The following is an 18,387-nucleotide window of genomic DNA, read 5'->3' on the forward strand; positions in this document are numbered from 1 at the left end:
CCAAGCGATAGTGGCCTTCCCGTTTCCATCAATTTGGATACCGCTTACTTTAATTGAGCTTAGGCGCTCAGCTCGCGGTTTCATAATTGCGTTCGAAAGGTGAAACATTCCATCGATTTCGGCTGAAGTGACGCTTGTGCCACGAGTTATGAGGTCGCTGACAACGCTTGCTGCGTGCTGCATCTTTTTATGCGCTGCCATAGCAAGGCATACGTCCAAGCCTCCGATGTACAGTAAGAGCAGGATCGGTAACACGAGTGCGAATTCGATCGCACCTGTGCCTTCTCGGTTCATCAGATATTGGTATGGAAGTTGTGACGTTACCGCGGCAGCAAGCCGTCTGGCCTCGCACAGAAGGCGGCGACTGTCGTGAATTATGTTCACTCGAAGTTCTCATTTTTGAACGCGACGGTCGAACCAATCAGGAATGTTCCGTTTTTTTGACCCGCGAGAAAGACCCGCGCTTTATCGAAGACGAGAGGCCATTCGTAGTAGACTTGGAGTGCCATGATTTTGGAAGCAGCGCCTGGCATATATTGAAAGCCAGCCGTGTTGAGCGTCTTGCTTCCGGCCGCCCCCGTGACAGGCGGGCCATCTGGTAAGTCTTTATAAGAAGCGTATTCACGCAGATCGATATTCAACTTCGAACAATCGAACATAGTCCCAGCGATCGTACACATTCGGCTACGGAAGTCGGTTGCCGTCAGGTTTGAGAGTTTCACTTCTCCCGTTCTTACCTGGCGCCCCATCTTTTCAACCGCATGTATAAGGCTGACTTCTGCTAGGAATGATACGCCACTTTCCATACAAACTGCGAGCACCAAGAAGAAGGGCACCGCCAGTAGACCAAACTCAACTGCTGAAGCTCCTCGATTGTGAGAGACGAAATGAGTTAGGCCACTGAGCTTTCGATGTGATCGCATGCTCAACTCTTAGCTGAAAAGTAATTTTGGTCTAAACCCCTATTATAACTGAATTATTAAACCGTCAGAGTGGGCGAAAGTTTACCTTCAACTACTATATTTGCCGGCCAACAGCTCCGTACGCCTAACGGTGAACGTGGGATTTATGGCGGCATATGCCGTTCGGTCTGGGGACCACAGCGGCGCTTGCAAGATCCGGCTTTTCGAAGGTGTGTAAGCCTCGGCTCATGGCCTAAGTTTCGGCTTGCCGGATCCGTTTGCCAACGCCTTCTGCGCCTTTTCTTCGAGTTCACGGGCTTGGGCATCGCGTAGCTTTTGCATTATCGGATCAGGGTCGTGATTGCCGTTTGCTTGGCCTTCAGGCTGCAACGAGGCGAGAGCCGTCTCTACGGCGGCCCACGACCAGCGAACGCACCCAGCGCTGAGCTTCAGCGGCTTCGGCAAAACGCCACCTCGCACGAGTGCGTAAACTTGCGTTTCGCTGATCTCCAGTTCGGAGGCGAGCGTCCTGATGTTGACGTAGGACGGGACGTTTCCGCTCGGCACACTCATCTCCGATTGGTCAGCAGACAAGGCGAACCGCTACGCCTCCTTGCGAAGTGGCGCATGCGCTAGGATCGCATCTATCTTGTTCCCGCTGTCTTTGCGCGATGGAAGGTCGGAGAAGGCAGCGACAAGCTGGATGCAATCCCCGACGTTTCGGCCGTCGATCTTCTTCGGTACTGGCATCCGGCGGTCGGCAACCATCTCATCAAACTTCGTGACGCCAACGCCGATGTATTGGGTGGCTTCAAAGCGATCCATCCCGCGTGGCGGGTAGAGGTATGGGTCTGATGGAGCGATCATGCTCGCAAAGTTCGGAACGGCGCAGGTCCATACATTGCTGCAGACACCGCGAGAGCCGCAACACATAAGTAGCCAGCTCCGCGCCAGTTCTGTACCTAAACGTAGGGGAGCATGATTTGGGGGCGGGTCATGGAATACTTCATCTTGAGCGTGGTCGTTGCCGGATGCGGCCTTTCGCTTTTTGCATATGGACTTTGTCTCACCGGGAGCCGTCTACTGGAGGCAGGCGAGGCATCAGAAGGTGATTGCGCTTGCAGTCTCTCTATCGATGGCATCCGACCCATGCATGACAAACATGCCGCCAATACCGGTTCGGTTCGCGGTTCAGGATTTAGGGGTTACAATCGGTGTGCGTTTTGACGCTGGCCTTCGACGCCATCATTCCCAATAGGGTTTGCGACCGGCGTTGCTGATATAAAATCCGCGTAACGGAATGCCAATGAGGAGAGCATCAGTCCTCAGGCTCCTGCGCTAACCATGAACGTCCGAACTCTATACCCATGACCGAATAGCGGAACCCTGGGCTTCGCTAACCTGTTGGGGTCGCGAAACAATCCTTGTGAGGCCTAATGCGTAACTGGATCATCGCCGCTGCTCTCGCCCTCTCGGCTCCCATCGTCACCGGAGCATCCGCCGCGAACGCTGAAACCCGCGTCATCATCACCGATACGGACCGTGGCGGACCGCATCATGATCGCCGCTTTGATCGCGACCGGCGCCATGATCGCGACTGGAGGCACGACCGCCGTGCGGAACGCCGTGACCGGGGCTGTGTGACAAAGAAAGTCGTCAGGATCGTCCATGGCGAGCGTGTGTCGAAGACCACGCGTGTTTGCCGCTAGTCGGACTTAGTTACACTGGGAAGTAGGCAAACCGCCTGTCAATCTACCAAGCGTCTAACGGGCTCGCCAATTGGCGGGCCTTTGTTTTTTGTTGAAAGAAAGTCCGGTTGCCATGGGCGCGCAGTTCCTTAGCCGCCACCTTATGGTCATTCGCGTTCTCGCCGTTGCAAGCTCACGTCCGTAAGAGACGGTCCACCGAGGAGCGGTTGTTCCGTCAACTGGAGCCCGAAGTGTCGCAAACTTCGCAACTGTCGCAGGCTCTAAACCGATTTTCAGCGCACCTTGGCCGAACATGGGGCAGCCGAGGCGCTCGGCCTCATATTTGTCAACTGTCTGCTTGCCCTAACCGGTTGAAAGCTGAGGAGCAGTGGGTGTGTCAACAAAGCCCGCACCCGGCTAAGTGTAGGAAAGGGTTTATCTTTCTGGCCTAACAATCGTCGCACTGGTGCAGTGATCCTGGTAGCGCAACATTAAAATGTCCATGCTCGACATTTCGGAGGACGCGTATTTCTCCGCCCTTCTGCGGTTGTCATTCGATATTAGCCTCGACGCTATCAGTCTTCTTGATATCGACGGCACAATCCTGCGCATGAATGACAGTGCGCTTCAAGCATTCGGCCAGTTGAAACCCAGTAACTGGATAGACCTTTGGGATCATCAGTCGCATCAGAGTGTTCGCGAAGCGTTCAAACGCGCGTCCGGCGCTATGTCGGCGAAACTTACCTCGATCCAGGCTTTGGGACCAAGCAATGATCAGACCTGGGAGACGATCATTGCGCCCTTAGTAGGGGCGGGGGGACTTGCCGTGCGGTTTCTAGCTAAAAGCCGCAACGTCACTTCGGAGAGAAACGCACTGTTGGCGTTGAAGAAGTCAGCGGAGATCCACAGCGCACTCATCGATGCTACATCAGAGATCGTGTGGCATTTCGACGTCGGTTCGGGCATCACGGACCGACGTGGTTGGCAAGCTTTCACAGGGCAGCCCGATAATGCTTTCGACGCGGACAGTTGGCTCCAGTTCTTGCATCCAGAAGATCGAGAACAGGCAGATTTCCTTACCAGCCAAGCTTTTGTCGAGCGGAAGCCGCTTCTCATCGAGTACCGGATGCGGCACCACTCGGGAGAATGGCGATGGGTCGAAGACCATGCGACGCCGCTTCTCGACAATGCTGGCGAGATATCTGACTGGGTTGGTATAATTAGCGATATCCATGATCGGCGTAGTGCTGAGGAGGCGCTGCGATCCAGTGAAGAGCGGCTTCGATTGGCCGTAGAAGCGACTGGCCTTGCTTGTTGGGAGTATGAGGCATCCACAAATCGGCAAGTCTGGTCGAAGGAGATGCTGGATATGTTTCAGCTGCCAGCCGACTGTATCGCGTCACATGCAACTTACCTCGAGCGCGTTCATCCCGAAGACAGAGCCCGCGTTGATTTAGAGTTTATGTCTGTTATCGCGTGCGATGAGGAGTTTGGTGCAAGTACCTTCCGCATTCGCGTTCCCTCTGGAGAAGTGCGTTGGATTGAAGGTAGAAGCCGCATTTACCGCAATGAAGTCGGTGACATTGTCCGCCACATCGGCACACTTCAGGACATAACTCTGCGCAAACAGTCCGAGCACGAGGTTTGGAAAGCAGCCTATCAGGATGGACTGACAGGTCTTGCGAACCGGCGGGCCCTCAACGAGCGCATGGAGCGCGACTTTTTCCCCAAGCAGCGCTTCAAGCTGCTTTTGATCGACCTCGACCGTTTCAAGCCGGTGAACGACACCTACGGCCACGCGGTCGGCGACCGCCTTCTTATCCAAGTCGCCGAGCGCTTGAGGGGGGTCGCCGGACCGGAAGACTTCGTGGCGCGCCTTGGCGGCGATGAGTTGGCGCTCCTCGTTTATGGCGATCTGGACAAAGCCAAAGCAATGGCGGCCCGTGTGATCGACGCGATCGCGCGACCGTTTCAGATCGATGGCCTCGCCATTTCGGTTGGATGCAGCATCGGCATGTGCTGCACCGACGAGACGCGCAACACGACCGAACTCATGCAGTTCTCCGATCTTGCGCTTTACGAGGCCAAGCGGCGCGGACGGGGTCGGTCCATCTGCTATACGAGCGGCATGCTCGATGGGGTAATTGAGCGCGTTCAGCTCGAAGCCGACATGCGAATGGCGATCGAACGGGGCGAAATGTATTTGGCCTACCAGCCGGTTCTCGCACTGACCGACGATCGTATCATTGGGTACGAGGCCTTGATCCGGTGGAACCACCCGACGCTTGGTGCCATCCCGCCTGTTCGTTTCATTCCCTTGGCGGAAGAAACAGGCCAGATCGTTCCGATGGGAGCCTGGATCTTGCGGGAGGCGTGCCAGCAAGCCGCTCAGCTGCCAGAAGACATCTACGTCGCGGTCAACGTCTCACCGGTTCAGTTTCGATCCCCTTTGCTTCTATCTCATCTGACACAAGCGCTAACGCAAAGCGGTCTTGCCGCGAACAGGCTCGAGATCGAGCTGACTGAAACAGCAATCGTTGAGGACGGCATCCAAATAGCCAAGACGCTTACCGCGATACGTCGCCTTGGGGTGACGGTGGCGATGGACGATTTCGGCACGGGCTACTCGTCGCTGGCCCATCTGCGCGATTTTCCGCTCGACCGCATCAAGCTGGATCGGTCATTCGTAGCGACAGCTGAGACCGACCCACGCTCCATGGCGGTGCTAGAGGGGATCACGCATATTGCACGAAGGCTTGGCGTTGCGACTTTGGCTGAGGGGGTCGAGACATCATCGCAACTTCAACTCATGCGAGACATCGGATGCGATGCTATTCAGGGCTATCTCGTCGGGCGTCCCGAAAGGCTGCCTCAAGCAAATCAGCCGAAGCGGTTAGAAACAAGAGTTTGACGGCGTAAAATGGATGGGCAGTCGGACGCGTTGGCGGTCAACAATTTGCCCTCAGCGCGCCTAGCCTTCGAAACTTTCGCTACCGCCCCTAGCGACGAACTACTTCTTTACACGCAGTCGGCTCACTCGATGGACCCGACCTCGTTCAACCGCCGGCCTCGCTTCGTTAACCGCAGCCAAGCCGAGTTTCGCCAACCCCAGTTTAGATCGATGAGTTCAAGCCGGAGCAGCCTGCCCAGATCGTCAGGTGAAAAGCCAATTAGATCACTGTCTCGAACGCCAACGCTGTCCTCGTATGGGAAGCCGTCGTCGAACCTTGTTAGCAGTTGACGCTGGTCGAGGGTTAAATCGTCGAGACGTAGCGGCATCAGGGTTCGAGGTGGAGAACTGAACGTCTAGAGACTAATGGCTTAAGCTGGGCAGAGGCTGGATTTCTATCTGAAGAAACCGGTTAAGGATTAGCTCCAGAATTTTCCCGCCTATTCTTCAGTAGCGGCGCGTTTGACGAAAGGTCAGTGAGTTGTCCTCACGTGATTGACATCGTCCAGATCACGCGTGTGTCGTTTCGTTGAGGGTCTTAAGCTCGCGTACCATACGGCACCATTAGTCTTGCCGAAGCAGCTCCTTATCGCTGTAGGTGGACTGTAACTCGTGCCTTTGATCGAACTTACCGCCCGCTCTGCTGCTCCTGCAGGTACAGAAGATGAGCCAAGCATTGCCGCAGGTCTGGGTCCTCAACGGCTTCCAACCTCTCCTGCGCAGCTTGGCTCAGGACGAATGATGGATCGTAGGGTGCAAGCATGTCGGCCCGCGCAATCCCAACAACATTGCAAAGGCGGTTCAACAGCTCGTCCTGCTCAGAGGTCGTCGCAGCCTGCATTTCCGTAGACAGCTTACAGTCGTCGTTCATTGCTTGCAGCATCACCGCCCCTAGAACTCAACCTGAAGTACGTGCAGCAAATGTTCATTGCATCCAAAGCACTTAGTGCTGACAGTTTCATTGTGGTACCGATAAGGCGACTTTCGTTATGGAAATCGATGGCCACGGTTCTGAAGGTCCACTGCGTGAGGCAGTCACTCATTTGATGGCAGCTTTGGAGGCTGCGCAGCGATCGCCAAGTCAGGGGATGCTTGTCCGGTTGATCGAAGCCGTTGTGCTTCACGCGGGACGTGAACTCGCTCAACAGACGATGACGCCAAATCCTACCATTGCAGACGATGTATGATGCAATGCGAAAACATCGAAGCGATTGAGCATAGGTGTCTCAGAAAACCCGCCGTTGCTGCCGATGGTCTCGCTCAACGAAGCGATACCTGCAGAGCGAGCTTACTGATTTCCTCCGCATCATCGACGTTGGAGGATGGGGTTTTGAAGGTTTTGAGGGTTTGCGATCCGGGCAGATCCGGGACGGAGTTCTATCCATGTCGTCTCCTGAGTACGTTTTACGACGGCATTGCCTGCGGTGCTGTGAGGCCAACGCTTTGCAGCACCGCTGCCTGAATAACCATGACGCCGACCCAATGACCCGTCTCTTTTGCGATCGCCGCAATGGAGATGCCTCGTCGTGCAAGCGTGACAACCAACGCCGGTACGATGAAGCCCAGCCAGATCACAATCGGCGTTGCGATCGTCATGGTCCACCGTGCCGCTTGCGGCGGTGCCAGGATCAATGCGCCGGCAAGGATCGAAGCAAGCCAGAACTCGGCAACGAAGGCGGTGACTGCGAACCCGGTCGTCAGGGGGCGAGCATCCGACGTTATTCCCAAGGACCGATACCACAGGAAGCCGAACAGCAGGCCAGCGAGCGTCGCCAGACCGATCGGCAGGACATTTTCGAGGATGTAGATCACGTGCTTCGGCCCACTGATCTGCCTGGATGGAAAGGCAACAATTGCCAACCGTCTCGACGCTGCACCGTTCCCTTGCGCTGTTGACGCGCTGCGATCCTACTTACCCCATACTCGAGCTTTGCCGTACAGGCTCGTTAAGGCTACGGCGGCGCTCGAACTAATGCCAATCGAGGCGACCGTGTTTGCCGCCCCTACCGAAGTGGAGCGAAAGGCTCTCGAGACCACGAACAATCTTTAGCGTCTGGAGCGGACAGTTTGCCACGTTAAAGGAAAGCCGCCCGAGGGAAGCTTTGCTGATCCAAGCAGCATGCAGCTGCGCAGACAGCGAAGAGGACGCGTTATGAGCGGCAATACCGCCCTTGAAGTCTACCTGACTGGATTGCGGAACCAGCATCTCGTTGAGACCCAGGCTATCGGAACATTGCAGAACGAGATGGCCTACACGAAGGACTATCCGGAACTGCATGGACGAATGCAGATGGACAAGGATCGTTCAACAGAACAAGCAGCACGGCTGGAGCAGCTTCTCGAACGACACGGCACTTCCAAATCCTACTTCAAGGAGGCCGTTGGCGGTGCGGTTGCGACAGTCGCAGGGTTCGCCCACGCGGTATCGAACGACGATGTTCTGAAGAACGTTCTAGCGGCCATCGGTTACAAGGCCTACGAGATCGCATCTTACAAAGCTCTTATCGCACTCGCTGAAGCAGCAGGTGCTTCCGAAGACCGAACCGTGCTTGAGCATTCGATGAAGGAAGAGCAAGAGATGGGGGACTGGCTGGGCGAACATTTGCCGGGACTAGTTCGGTCGTATCTCGAAAAGCAGGCAGCCTAAGCTGTAGCGGGAAGCCGCGGATCATAGCGCAGACTTGAAGGGCTCGGGTATTTTTGAGCCCTTCAGTCGCAGCAAACACGAGCCTTCGACCTTCGTTGAACTCGGGTCGATCGTCAGGCCATTAGCGTCAGTCAATCAATACCCCCACAAGTCACCAAAGCCGATCAAAACAGAACCTTGTCGGTGGCAGCGGGGCGTCGCTGATAAGGCCAACGACGACAGGCGCCGTTGGCCTTTAGGTTAAACAGCTATCATGAGTTCGGAATAGTTGTCCGTGCTGAAGCCCCCGCCACTGCCGCCGCCTCCACCGCCGCCGAAACTGTCGAAGCTGAAATCGCCGATCCCGTAGTCCGCACTGAATGAACCGTAGTCGAAGCCACTACTGAAGCTATCGAAACCGGAACTGTCGAAGCCACCATCCAAGCCGTAATTGGCGACCCCGTAGTCGGCGGCGAACGATCCGGCATCGAAGCCTGTGCTGTCATAGGTGCCGAGATTGGACGTATCGATCGTATCCCCCGACAGGACACCGGACGTATCTGCAAATGATACCGTAGGGTCGTTGACCAGCAGGAAGTCGCCATCCGCGTAGCCTGACCGTATGGGTTCGCCTAGCTCGACGGCCATGTCATTGGCTGCGAGGTGCGCGACCGCTTCGGCTGAATTGTCCCAAATCAGATCGGGAGTGGCATTCGGATCAAGTCCGCCGGGTAGAACCAGATGCGCGAACTCGGACGCCAAATTGAGCGCCGGGCTCATGACCTCGCCGCTGGTGAGCTGCAACGCGATCTCCGGGTTCCACCCAACCCCTGATCCATCCATGAACGCCTGATCAGCGTTGATGTCGGTCCGATCAAAGGTGATGCTCGTGCCGGCGGCCTGGTTAATGATGTCCGTCGCGTATTCAGATTGCTGAAGGTAGATCAGCGACTGCTCGAGGTTGTTGGCGTCCTGCGTCGTCTCGTTGATCATGTTGAAGTCGTTCGCATTGGTGCGAGGCTCGCCCCAGACGACTTCGTTTGAAGACTGACTGTAAATCGATGGGTCTAGCTGACCGTAGCCATCACCGAAGGTAGAGGGATCAAGTTGTCCATACCCGTCCCCAAACGTGGACGGGTCTAGTTGCCCATACCCTGATCCAAAACTGTCGGGATCGAGTTGACCGTAACCTGGGCCAAACTGGTTCGGATCAAGTTGCCCGTATCCAATGTCAGACGCGGCGCTCGCCGTGATGATGTGATCATCGCTTGTCTGGAAAGTCATGCAGTGCTCCCTTTGCGTGACGCCAAATAAGGCTAGGCTTCGTCGGCAAAGGCGCGCAAGACATACTCGGATAGGATTTCATATTGCATCAACCGACTGCAAAATATCGGTTTATTCTGCTTTCGATCAATTGGTATGATTATTATAAATGCCTTATTGTTGGCCAATTTTAACTTCGAGTGAACACTTTGCTCTTGGCTGCGAACGATGCGGTTGTTCATGCGCATTCACCCGTGCGGCAAGAGAAATCGTGTCGGGTGAAGGGCAGAGTGCGGATGTTGAAGATGGTCTTGTGAGTTTGCGATCCGGGTAAATCTGAAGCGCGCTTTCTGTCACCTGCCATTCAGCATCGCAGGAGCAATAGGGAGCGCAGGAATGGCATCTACGGAGTTCGACAACGTGAAGTATCTTGCCTCTGCCTTGATCCTCGCTGCTGCAACGACGGCGTCTGCACAAACGCCGAAGCAGGATTATCAAAGCTGCGATCTGAAGAGCCAGCAGACACTCCAGGCCGAAGTTGGCGGAAACATCAAAGACCCGCTCCAAGCGCATGTTTCGAGGAGAGGTAACGTTCTGCAGGCTGACATCGGCAATGCGCGCAAGGCTAGACACGTCACTCAGCGAGAAGCGGACGCGCTATGGCAACGGGTTGAGAAGGTTCGCACGGAAGCTGATGGTCTGGTGGTGAGCCAAGGCTTTCTCAGCGCAGCCGAGCGAGCCAGCTACGATCGTGAGCTGGACGATGTTGCCTCGGTGATCTGCCGATAGCCGCACTGATCACCATCCGAGTGCCGTCACCTGACTAGAAGAAGGCCAAGAAGGCTGGCGCACGAAGCGGAGAGTTTAATGAGGCGCAGGAAGTCTTCAAACCTGCGCCTTCGTTTCGATTTGCGGCCTCGGCCATCAAACGGTTTTCGAGTTCTCTTCCTCTTCGAACGTCACCGCAACGTCGCCGTTGGCCGACAGGCGAACCTTGTCGCCTTCGATGTCTGCGACCAAGCCGGTCGAAATGTAATGGTGATGCCCTTCGTGGGAGCCTTCGCCGCTATCCTTCTTCGTGAGCTTGATGCGGTCGCCTTCAACGCGGTCCACGGTCCCGACATGGACGCCGTCGGCGCCGATGACTTCCATATGCTCGCGGATTGATCCGATATTCGACATGCTGATCTCCTCAGTTGGTGGGAGGTAACGCGACAATGTCAGGTTGGATGCGATAGCGAGAAGCCATGCGTGGTAGAGCGGAATGCTTGCAAATTTTCGTGCTCTAAGTGGTTCAGGGTGAAACTCTGAACGGTAGGAGTTTACAGGCACGTTCAATCAGTAGGTGGACATATACAATATCAACATGATGCGTTCTGGTAGGCTAGTCGCCCAAATGTGCTTACCCATTTGGTAGACCTTGATCAGATAGCAGAATTGCAGTTTTGGAAATGGTGAAACAAACGGGGCGCGCTCTTTTTAGATCAAGTCCGTTAGATACAGGCAGCTCTTTAGCATCCCATCGCTTTCCCGTTCTTGATGGACTACGCGGTGTTGCTGCGCTAATCGTCGTGCTACTTCATACATTTGATAACTCTATCATCCCAAATGGACAGCTTGCCGTCGATCTATTCTTTATCCTTAGCGGCTTTGTGATAGCGCACTCATATGGAGACCGCATCCTTCTTCCAAAAGGAAGGCGGCAATTCCTGATCAGCCGATTTATCCGCCTTTATCCGATGTTGCTTGTTGGTGCAGTTGGCGGCGTCGGTTTGGCTCTGCTGCACAACTCCATCAACGCAGCAGATCCGTATGATCTGAAGGTTGTAGCAATTACGGCTGCCCTATCGTTTATTGTCCTGCCGTATCTGGGAGCGGATGCGGTCAATGTCTTTTCGTTCAGCTTAAACCCACCGATGTGGTCGCTGTTCTTCGAGATTTTCGCGAATGTCCTCTATCTGGCAGTCGCGAAATTTCTCACCGTCCGCACGCTTTGTATTTTGACGTTCGTTGGAATTATCGGCGTTGTATTTATGGGACCGCTCGGAGGGGGCCTACGCACTAACTTTCTCGCTGGATTTCCGAGGGTTGTAGCTGGCTTCTTCGCGGGGGTGCTTCTACGCGAGCTATGGAAAGTTGGACGTCTGCCGAAGTTTCAAGCCAACATCTTCGTGCTTTCGGCCAGCCTATTAGCCCTTGCTATGATCCCGTTCGAGATCGGGGGCTGGCTTTATGTTCCTATCTTAGGTGTCTTACTGCTCATCGTGATCGGCGGCATCAACTGCAGGCCTGCCAATTATCACAAGTGGTTCGCATTCCTCGGCCTCGTTTCCTATCCAGTCTATCTCATTCACTGGTTCACCATCTATGCGATGCAGTTCATTGCCAAACAAAGCGAGTTCTTGAGGCACCACTATTCTGAACCAGCCTTACTGCATCTGATTGCAATTGTTTTTATTGGATATGCAATCGGGGCCTATTACGAGACACCCGTCATGGATGCTTTGAAGAGGCTGTCGCGTAGACGGCGTCATCATGCTCACTAAACGTGCGCGAACGTGAAGCTCTGACTGGTTCGAGTAATACACCCCACGTGGTGCAGGACGTTTTCAGGGTCGATGGTGCAGCAGGTCAATCGCAGCCGATCTCAGCCTTGATCCGGTCCACGTCGGCCTTGGACGAGCACACGTTCTCGCAGGGGATGCCGTCCCCGTCGCCATCCGCCCGACGATAGCCACCACACCAGAGGGCAACAGCTTCCTCGCAGGACGAGACGGATTTGCAGGTCCGCCGGCTGGCGACGGGCGTTGCCTGAAGCCGCTCCATCAACGCCGGCTCAAACCGCGTCATCGGCGGCGCGGCCATGGCAGGTGACAGCGCCCCCGCACTGATCATCGCCGCCAGCATCATGCGCAGCATGTGAAATCCTCCCCTTGTTCTCTATCCCCTCGCAGCGCGCCACCCGGCGGCTCGCGCATCCCCTTCCGAGCAGAACCAGCGTTCGCCCTTGCTCTCATCGATCCGGGTATCGTCGTAGGAGCGCCCGCCCGGCAGATGGTAGATCTTGCCCGACGACGAGATGTTGCCCTTGATGCGGCACCCATCTTTGCCGCCGGCCGCGTTCGTCGTCTTGTTCTCCGCTGGCGTCACCGCCTTGCCGTCCTCGCTCGGCAGGCGCTCCCCGCGCCGCCAGTTCGCCGGGACCACGAACTGTCCGGCCCACATGCCACGCTTCTCCCGCTTGGCCTCGGCTTCCTCCTGGTCATAGCGTCCGTCGCTGTATTGCTTGTACTCGACGGCCCATCCTGCCTTCACCATGGCAGCGTTCAGAACGGTCTTGTTGTCGGCAGTCGAGCATTCGGCAACGATCCGGCCGTAGCGGTCGCGGTCCTCCTCGAAGCACTTCACCTGACCGTTCCTCCCGATCAGTTCGGCAAGGTACTCGGCGGCCCGCGACCCGCAAAGGTAGCGCTTGCCCGCCGCATCGTCGCAGGTCTGTTTTTTCTCTGGCGTGTCGATGCCGTAGAGCCGGATGCGTGCCTTCGTGCCTTCCACCGCGAGCGTGTCGCCGTCCACGACTTGGGCACGGCCTGTTATGGTTTCAGCGGCATAGGAAGGCATCGCCAAGCCAAGCAGGGCGGCAATGGATAGGAGGAGCGCCTTCATGCTTGCTCGTCTCCGCTGAGGACCGACTGGAGACCCTGTGAGAACGACCAACCATCGCCGTCCCGATCCAGGCGCCAGATTAGGTCATAGCGATCGTCCGGCCATTTATCGGGATGGCGGGGAGGGGTCGGAAGCGCTGCGATACAAGCTGCGATCTGCGAATGCTCCCAAGCGATAAGGACCGTGCCTGAACGCCGCATCACGTCCGCCATCAAGGCATCGGCGTCGTGCTTCATGAAGGTAAAGCAGGTATTCACCCCGCCGGCTCCGTGAAGAAACTCAACAAGCGGCGCGATCGTCTGTTGCGGTCGCAGGCTCGGGCTGTCCTGCCCGACGCCGGACGCGAAGACCACATCGGGAACCAAGTCCCGGTTGCCATTCTGCGGACAGACGCGGCGCACCAAAGCTCCGGCGCGCTGCCAGCCCCGGACTGTCAGGCTCTGGTCGTTCGGAATGCCATGTTCGTTGAAGCCCGGCGTCTCGTGCAGTTCGCCGTGCCGGATGAATAGGATACGGTTCGGCCCGCTTCGGGCGGCGCCATCTGATGCGTTCATTTAGAGGACGCTTCCTTTCGTCTTCAACTCGCGGCCTCTTTCCGTAAGGCGGAGCCACATCGTTCCGTGCCGCCCTTCAGTGTAGTCGGCAAGGCCGTCCTGCCATAGCGCTTCCCACGCTCGGACTTGAGCGGCGGTAAGCTGGTCGGACGGAATGCCGACGTGATCTTCTTCGGGAAAGCCGTCGTCCAGCCGTTCCAGCATTTCGACCTCGTCGGCATGGAGATGGAGAAGGCGGATCAATCGCCACCGTCCTTCCGGTCGCCTTTGGCCACGATCTGCAGCGCGCCATCGGGCAAGGGACGCTGCAACTCGGAGGCCTCTTTCCAGTCCGCGCGAAGCCATGTGTCCATTTCTTCGGGCGTCGTCAGAATGACGGGCATGGCCTTCGGGTGGATCGCCTTCACCTCCTTGTTGGGATCGGTGGTGAGGAAGCCGTAAGCGTCCACCGTGACCTCGCCTTCTTTGATCTTGCGAACGCTGGTCCATGTCGTCCAAATGCCGGCGAACACCATCATGGGCCGCTCGTCATTGGCGGCGAACCAGACCGGCACCTTCTTGCCGTCGATGGTGTCGTATTCAGAGAACGAGGTGAGCGGCACGAGGCAGCGATGCTCAGGCCCCAGCCAGCGACGCCAGTGCGGGGACTTCGTGTTCCGAATGTTCGTGACGCCCGGATCGGTCTTCTTGCCTTCCAGCGCCATCTTCGGCGAAGGCATACCCCATCGAGCGAGGGTAAGTTCCCGCACTCCGTTGACCTCGCGGACGATCGGTGCGGCGGTGTCGGGGAAGACGGCCGGCATTGAAGGCAGGTTGCCGGTTCGGTCTTCGGCCGCCCGCGTGAACTCGCGGATGGCCGCTTGGCCTTTTGTGATCGAATAGAGATTGCACATGATGCGAGATCACCACGACCGTCGATAACCGTCCAGAGACACTTGCCAAGCTGGCAGGCGTGTTCTCTCTTCGTTCGCATGGGCCGAAGCAGGTATCATCAATGCGCAACACTGTCCGAGCAGCACGGATGGGGCAACTACGCGACCGTCTCGTGCAACCTCTGCCGGACGAAACGGCACTACCTGCCGGAAGACCTCATCACGCTTCTCGGCAACCTGGAGATTGATCGCGTCGAGCGTCGGATGCGGTGCGAGGACTGCGGTAAGAAAGACTATGTCCACGTTCACTTCTGGAAGCCAATCATTGGCGAAGAGCATCCGAAAGTCATCAGGCGTTTGGAGCGCATCGAGACGATCCGCCGGCCTGTTTGGCGGGACCAGAGGACAACGTGAGCGCCTTCCCTGTTCAAGGCGAGAATGCCGAAGCGCTCGTTCTGACTAGCCCGCTGCAGTTTCTTCGACAGCGCGGTTACAGCATACAACGCTTGCCGGATGATCCCGGCTGGTGGCGCGTCGAGCCGCCGCTTCGTTCCAATCGCAAGCTTCGTCTTCGCTGCAGTGTGCGGACCGTCGCGACATTGGCGAGGGCAGAGGGATGGGTCTGGCTGGCAAGAGCGACGGTATGACCGCTTAAAGTTCGATCTTCGCCCGCTTCGGCTTAGCCTTCGGCTTCTTGCTCGTCTTTCGACGCGGTGTCCTGGCGGCCCGCTCCTCTGCCAAGCGCTCCTTTCGTTGACGCTCCCGCGCCTGGACGATCAGCCTTTCGCCCTCGAACATCTCGCGCTGCCCGGCGGCGACTTGCGTTCGCTGGCCCAGGAGCGTCGAGGCGGTGAATTGGAGCGCGCCGGCCACCAGCATCGATCGACCACAGTCGATATCCGCATCCGACGAGAAGTCACCAAACTCGCGCTTCAGGTTCAGGATCTGCTCGATTTCGAAAGACGGAGGCAGATGCCCGATTGCTTGCACATAGGCGTGGTAGGCGTGCGCCGTCTCGATGCATTGGGTGACGATCTCCCACGACCGTCCCGCACCCCGAGTGACCCGCAACAGGTTCGCAGTCAGAGTGACGAGGCTCCATCGCAGTTCGGCCAGCCGGTGCTCGTGCTGGATGTCTGCGGAGCTACGTTCGGAGACGACGCGAAGGTGAGGCGGATGGTCGGACATGCAGGCACGCTACCCAAGAGGGGAGGGCGCACAAGATTGGCGGAGGACGGCCCGAACGTCAGGATACGACAACGAACAACCGCGTACAGCGGAACAATGAAGTGGGGAAGAAAGTGGGGAAGGTTTCCGTTTCGCTCGTAATTCTTGAGCTAAAACAACCCGCTAGGAGTTAATCCCGGCGGAAAGGGGGGGATTCGAACCCCCGATACGGTTGCCCGTATGCCGCATTTCGAGTGCGGTGCATTCGACCACTCTGCCACCTTTCCGGGGCGGACATATCCTTGAAACCGATGCGTCTGTCCAGATGCTTCTTTGCGTCTCGTGTCGATTGTTTGAGAGAGGGCGGGGCCATGGCCGGCGGCATTGACGTTGGGCCGCCTCTGCGATATCGCGGCGCACGGCCAGTCTTGTCTTCATTGATGGCGTTCCCACGTCTGCAGTGCGGGATCGGCCGGCCATAACCATAAGAAGACGACCCGGAGCTTCAGGCTTCGAGAGTTCGTGTCACAAGGATCTATCCATGTTCGCAGTGATCAAGACCGGCGGCAAGCAGTACCGCGTCGCCGCCAACGACGAATTCACCATCGAGCGTCTGGCCGGCGAGGCTGGCGACAGCGTGACCTTCGCCGAAGTTCTGATGGTCGGCTCCACCGTCGGCGCGCCCTTCGTGGCCGGCGCCAGCGTGGTCGCCGAAATCGTCGAGCAGACGCGCGGCCCGAAGGTCATCTCCTTCAAGAAGCGCCGTCGCCAGAATTCCAAGCGCACGCGCGGCCATCGCCAGGACCTGACGCTGGTGCGCATCAGCGAAATCCTGACGGACGGCAAGGCGCCTTCCGAGAAGGCCAGGACCGCGCCGGCCAAGGCCGAGAACGACTCCCCGGCGACTGCCGCCGCTTCCGACATCTCGTCGGTCGAAACCTCCGAAGCGCCGCAGGCCAAGGCGAAGGCTGCCCGTAAGCCCAAGGCCGACAAGGCCGCGGACGCCGAGTAAGACGCGGGATGGGAGCGGTCGAGGGATCGATCGCTCGCCGGGTCTGGAACCTGAAGATTTGAACGGGTCCCGTCGCTTTCCTTGAGCGATGCGCGATCCGAAGGAGAAACGAAGATGGCACATAAAAAGGCAGGCGGCTCGTCCCGCAACGGTCGCGACTCCGAGTCGAAGCGTCTCGGCGTCAAGAAATCGGGTGGCCAGGCGGTTGTCCCGGGCAACATCATCGTGCGTCAGCGCGGCACGCGTTGGCACCCGGGCGCCGGCGTCGGCATCGGCAAGGACCACACGATCTTCGCGACGGTCGAAGGCGCCGTGACCTTCCGCGACAAGGCCAACCGCACGTACATTTCGGTCACGCCGAAGGCGATGGCCGCCGAGTGACCGGAGCCTCCCGAGCGCCGGTGTCCCGAAGACCCGGCGCCTGAGGAGACCCGAACAGGGTTCGAGCTTCCAGGACGGCAAGGGGAGACGGGACACCACCCTCTCCCCTTTCTCGTTTTCCGACCCGGAGCGGCGACCCATGGAACACGAACTCGACAGTCTGGGCGAGGAGCCCCTCGAACCCTTGTCCACGCGGCGGCTGCGGTTGCGGCGACCGCTGGAGACCGATGCCTCGCGCATCGCCGAGCTTGCCGGCGACCGGAGCGTGGCGGAAATGCTGGCGCATGTGCCGCACCCTTATCGCATGGCGGATGCCGAGGATTTCCTGGAAGTCGCGGCGCGAAGCGTCGTCTTCGCGGTGACGCTGGCCGAGAACGACCGCTTCATCGGTATCTGCGGATTGCGCCCGACGGAGCGGGCCGGCGCCGGCGATCTCGGCTATTGGCTCGGCCGACCCTATTGGGGGCAGGGCTATGCGACGGAAGCGGCGCAGGCGGTGGTGGATCTCGCCTTCGAGACGGCCGGGCTCACCTGCGTTCTGGCCGGCTGCCGGGCGATCAACGGTCGCTCCCGGCGCGTTCTCGAGAAATGCGGCTTCCAGTATCGGGGAACGAGCACCTTCGTGTCGCGCGCGGCGGGCCGCGTGTCGAGCGAGCAGTTCGGCCTGGAGCGGCGCACCTGGGAAGCCTTGCGGTCCTGGGGCCGCCTGGATGCGGCGGCATGTTGAAGGCCGCGATCCTCCTCGCCGGCCTTTTGGCGCTCGGTGCATGCGCGCGGGATGGAACCTTGCCGGTGACCACCAATGTCTTCGATCCGCTGAGCTTCTTTCGAGGCGAGGCGACGAGCGAGGGCACCGTGACGACGGCGCTCGTTTCCACCCGTGCCTTCACCGCGCGGTTCGAAGGGCATGAGGAAGGAAGCGCGCTGGTGCTCGACGAGCATTTCCTGTTTCCCGAAGGCCCACGGCTCCAGCGCTGGCATTTGGCGAAAACGGGCGAAGGGCGCTACGGCGGCACGGTGGAAACACAAGGGCGCGACGGCGCTCTCCATGCGCCGGTGCCGGTCGAGGGACGCATCCTCGGGGCGGCGCTCGAGCTTTCCTACGAGGGCTACGCGCCGGGCGGCGACACGCTTCTCGGCTTTCGGCACCGCATGGTCATGCTGTCCGACGGGACGGCGGAGAACCGGGTGCGGGTTTCGAAATTCGGCTTGCCGCTGGCATCATCGCACGTGATCTTCACGAAGGTGCCCGGCGAAGCGAAATGAGTTAAGAAACGGCGTGGCGCGACCATGCCGGCGGGATGAA

21 protein-coding genes and 1 tRNA gene are annotated in these 18,387 nt (G+C 58.1%); 8 read left to right on the forward strand and 14 right to left on the reverse strand.

The annotated features are described in order from the left end of the window. The 4 genes from F9929_RS10565 to F9929_RS10580 form a co-directional block, all read right to left on the reverse strand. Positions 1–294 (reverse strand): TadE/TadG family type IV pilus assembly protein (locus tag F9929_RS10565; RefSeq protein ID WP_193227700.1); only part of this gene is annotated, 294 nt, incomplete at its 3' end. A gap of 86 nt (positions 295–380) precedes the next feature. Further along, positions 381–923, reverse strand: coding sequence for a TadE/TadG family type IV pilus assembly protein (locus F9929_RS10570; protein WP_328595985.1), 543 nt, complete (start codon positions 921–923; stop codon positions 381–383). Positions 924–1,148: 225 nt separating this feature from the next. Beyond that, a complete protein-coding gene (locus tag F9929_RS23985; protein WP_193227701.1) occupies positions 1,149–1,496 on the reverse strand; it encodes a helix-turn-helix transcriptional regulator in 348 nt (115 codons plus the stop codon). Positions 1,497–1,505: 9 nt separating this feature from the next. Next, positions 1,506–1,769 carry a hypothetical protein gene (locus F9929_RS10580; protein WP_152046549.1) on the reverse strand — a complete coding sequence of 88 codons (264 nt, stop codon included), beginning with the start codon at positions 1,767–1,769 and terminating at the stop codon, positions 1,506–1,508. A 1,317-nt stretch (positions 1,770–3,086) separates the two neighbouring features. On the opposite strand from F9929_RS10580, the gene F9929_RS10590 reads away from it, so the two are divergent. Then, the gene (locus F9929_RS10590) at positions 3,087–5,501 is read left to right on the forward strand and encodes a sensor domain-containing protein (protein ID WP_152046551.1); all 2,415 of its coding nucleotides are present in this window, start codon (positions 3,087–3,089) and stop codon (positions 5,499–5,501) included. A gap of 1,443 nt (positions 5,502–6,944) precedes the next feature. Here F9929_RS10590 and F9929_RS10595 read toward each other — a convergent pair. Next, positions 6,945–7,352, reverse strand: a complete 408-nt coding sequence (locus F9929_RS10595) for a DUF1761 domain-containing protein (protein ID WP_152046552.1) — start codon at positions 7,350–7,352, stop codon at positions 6,945–6,947. Positions 7,353–7,692: 340 nt separating this feature from the next. Here F9929_RS10595 and F9929_RS10600 point away from each other — a divergent pair, with 340 nt between their 5' ends. Next, the gene (locus F9929_RS10600; RefSeq protein ID WP_193227702.1) at positions 7,693–8,187 is read left to right on the forward strand and encodes a DUF892 family protein; all 495 of its coding nucleotides are present in this window, start codon (positions 7,693–7,695) and stop codon (positions 8,185–8,187) included. Between the two features lie 240 nt (positions 8,188–8,427). Here the strand turns inward: F9929_RS10600 and F9929_RS10605 are convergent, their stop codons facing one another. Further along, positions 8,428–9,450, reverse strand: a complete 1,023-nt coding sequence (locus F9929_RS10605; protein WP_152046554.1) for a hypothetical protein — start codon at positions 9,448–9,450, stop codon at positions 8,428–8,430. A 375-nt stretch (positions 9,451–9,825) separates the two neighbouring features. Here F9929_RS10605 and F9929_RS10610 point away from each other — a divergent pair, with 375 nt between their 5' ends. After that, the gene (locus tag F9929_RS10610; protein ID WP_152046555.1) at positions 9,826–10,218 is read left to right on the forward strand and encodes a hypothetical protein; all 393 of its coding nucleotides are present in this window, start codon (positions 9,826–9,828) and stop codon (positions 10,216–10,218) included. A 135-nt stretch (positions 10,219–10,353) separates the two neighbouring features. On the opposite strand, the gene F9929_RS10615 is transcribed toward F9929_RS10610, so the two are convergent. Continuing rightward, complete coding sequence (locus F9929_RS10615) at positions 10,354–10,611, reverse strand: DUF2171 domain-containing protein (protein ID WP_152046556.1); 258 nt, start codon at positions 10,609–10,611, stop codon at positions 10,354–10,356. 269 nt (positions 10,612–10,880) lie between these two features. Here F9929_RS10615 and F9929_RS10620 point away from each other — a divergent pair, with 269 nt between their 5' ends. Beyond that, positions 10,881–11,975, forward strand: a complete 1,095-nt coding sequence (locus F9929_RS10620) for an acyltransferase family protein (protein ID WP_152046557.1) — start codon at positions 10,881–10,883, stop codon at positions 11,973–11,975. An 85-nt stretch (positions 11,976–12,060) separates the two neighbouring features. Here F9929_RS10620 and F9929_RS10625 read toward each other — a convergent pair whose 3' ends face one another. The 7 genes from F9929_RS10625 to F9929_RS10655 all read right to left on the reverse strand — a co-directional run bounded on the left by F9929_RS10625 (position 12,061) and on the right by F9929_RS10655 (position 15,975). Beyond that, complete coding sequence (locus F9929_RS10625; RefSeq protein ID WP_235919196.1) at positions 12,061–12,348, reverse strand: excalibur calcium-binding domain-containing protein; 288 nt, start codon at positions 12,346–12,348, stop codon at positions 12,061–12,063. Positions 12,349–12,369: 21 nt separating this feature from the next. Beyond that, a complete protein-coding gene (locus tag F9929_RS10630) occupies positions 12,370–13,095 on the reverse strand; it encodes a thermonuclease family protein (protein WP_152046558.1) in 726 nt (241 codons plus the stop codon). Next, positions 13,092–13,649, reverse strand: a complete 558-nt coding sequence (locus tag F9929_RS10635) for a histidine phosphatase family protein (protein WP_152046559.1) — start codon at positions 13,647–13,649, stop codon at positions 13,092–13,094. Before F9929_RS10635 ends, F9929_RS10630 begins: the two co-directional genes overlap by 4 nt. Then, positions 13,650–13,892, reverse strand: coding sequence for a hypothetical protein (locus F9929_RS10640; protein ID WP_152046560.1), 243 nt, complete (start codon positions 13,890–13,892; stop codon positions 13,650–13,652). Continuing rightward, positions 13,889–14,542: an SOS response-associated peptidase gene (locus F9929_RS10645; protein ID WP_152046561.1), complete on the reverse strand. Its 654-nt coding sequence runs from the start codon at positions 14,540–14,542 to the stop codon at positions 13,889–13,891. The genes F9929_RS10640 and F9929_RS10645 overlap by 4 nt, the downstream gene beginning before the upstream one ends. Positions 14,543–15,172: 630 nt before the next feature. Further along, entirely contained in the window at positions 15,173–15,709 is a 537-nt protein-coding gene (locus F9929_RS10650) for a hypothetical protein (RefSeq protein WP_152046562.1), read from the reverse strand. A gap of 179 nt (positions 15,710–15,888) precedes the next feature. Continuing rightward, positions 15,889–15,975, reverse strand: a tRNA-Ser gene (locus tag F9929_RS10655). Between the two features lie 254 nt (positions 15,976–16,229). Here F9929_RS10655 and rplU point away from each other — a divergent pair. The 4 genes from rplU to F9929_RS10675 all read left to right on the forward strand — a co-directional run bounded on the left by rplU (position 16,230) and on the right by F9929_RS10675 (position 18,347). After that, entirely contained in the window at positions 16,230–16,700 is a 471-nt protein-coding gene (rplU, locus tag F9929_RS10660; protein ID WP_152046563.1) for a 50S ribosomal protein L21, read from the forward strand. A gap of 114 nt (positions 16,701–16,814) precedes the next feature. Then, positions 16,815–17,081 (forward strand): 50S ribosomal protein L27, encoded by a 267-nt coding sequence (gene rpmA / locus F9929_RS10665; RefSeq protein ID WP_152046564.1) that lies wholly within the window; start codon positions 16,815–16,817, stop codon positions 17,079–17,081. A 139-nt stretch (positions 17,082–17,220) separates the two neighbouring features. Beyond that, complete coding sequence (locus F9929_RS10670) at positions 17,221–17,808, forward strand: GNAT family N-acetyltransferase (RefSeq protein WP_152046565.1); 588 nt, start codon at positions 17,221–17,223, stop codon at positions 17,806–17,808. Continuing rightward, positions 17,802–18,347 (forward strand): DUF3833 family protein, encoded by a 546-nt coding sequence (locus F9929_RS10675; RefSeq protein WP_193227703.1) that lies wholly within the window; start codon positions 17,802–17,804, stop codon positions 18,345–18,347. Before F9929_RS10670 ends, F9929_RS10675 begins: the two co-directional genes overlap by 7 nt. The last annotated feature ends 40 nt before the right edge of the window (positions 18,348–18,387 follow it).

The sequence above is a fragment of the Aureimonas psammosilenae genome (assembly GCF_009176975.1).
Taxonomy (GTDB): domain Bacteria; phylum Pseudomonadota; class Alphaproteobacteria; order Rhizobiales; family Rhizobiaceae; genus Plantimonas; species Plantimonas psammosilenae.

Excerpts from the sequence above, each read along its gene's own strand:
- F9929_RS10570 (WP_328595985.1), bottom strand. The coding sequence starts at position 923 with ATGCGATCACATCGAAAGCTCAGTGGCCTAACTCATTTCGTCTCTCAC.
- F9929_RS10580 (WP_152046549.1), bottom strand. The coding sequence starts at position 1,769 with ATGATCGCTCCATCAGACCCATACCTCTACCCGCCACGCGGGATGGAT.
- F9929_RS10590 (WP_152046551.1), top strand. The coding sequence starts at position 3,087 with ATGTCCATGCTCGACATTTCGGAGGACGCGTATTTCTCCGCCCTTCTG.
- F9929_RS10600 (WP_193227702.1), top strand. The coding sequence starts at position 7,693 with ATGAGCGGCAATACCGCCCTTGAAGTCTACCTGACTGGATTGCGGAAC.
- F9929_RS10605 (WP_152046554.1), bottom strand. The coding sequence starts at position 9,450 with ATGACTTTCCAGACAAGCGATGATCACATCATCACGGCGAGCGCCGCG.
- F9929_RS10610 (WP_152046555.1), top strand. The coding sequence starts at position 9,826 with ATGGCATCTACGGAGTTCGACAACGTGAAGTATCTTGCCTCTGCCTTG.
- F9929_RS10615 (WP_152046556.1), bottom strand. The coding sequence starts at position 10,611 with ATGTCGAATATCGGATCAATCCGCGAGCATATGGAAGTCATCGGCGCC.
- F9929_RS10620 (WP_152046557.1), top strand. The coding sequence starts at position 10,881 with ATGGTGAAACAAACGGGGCGCGCTCTTTTTAGATCAAGTCCGTTAGAT.
- F9929_RS10625 (WP_235919196.1), bottom strand. The coding sequence starts at position 12,348 with ATGCTGCGCATGATGCTGGCGGCGATGATCAGTGCGGGGGCGCTGTCA.
- F9929_RS10630 (WP_152046558.1), bottom strand. The coding sequence starts at position 13,095 with ATGAAGGCGCTCCTCCTATCCATTGCCGCCCTGCTTGGCTTGGCGATG.
- F9929_RS10635 (WP_152046559.1), bottom strand. The coding sequence starts at position 13,649 with ATGAACGCATCAGATGGCGCCGCCCGAAGCGGGCCGAACCGTATCCTA.
- F9929_RS10645 (WP_152046561.1), bottom strand. The coding sequence starts at position 14,542 with ATGTGCAATCTCTATTCGATCACAAAAGGCCAAGCGGCCATCCGCGAG.
- F9929_RS10650 (WP_152046562.1), bottom strand. The coding sequence starts at position 15,709 with ATGTCCGACCATCCGCCTCACCTTCGCGTCGTCTCCGAACGTAGCTCC.
- rplU (WP_152046563.1), top strand. The coding sequence starts at position 16,230 with ATGTTCGCAGTGATCAAGACCGGCGGCAAGCAGTACCGCGTCGCCGCC.
- rpmA (WP_152046564.1), top strand. The coding sequence starts at position 16,815 with ATGGCACATAAAAAGGCAGGCGGCTCGTCCCGCAACGGTCGCGACTCC.
- F9929_RS10670 (WP_152046565.1), top strand. The coding sequence starts at position 17,221 with ATGGAACACGAACTCGACAGTCTGGGCGAGGAGCCCCTCGAACCCTTG.
- F9929_RS10675 (WP_193227703.1), top strand. The coding sequence starts at position 17,802 with ATGTTGAAGGCCGCGATCCTCCTCGCCGGCCTTTTGGCGCTCGGTGCA.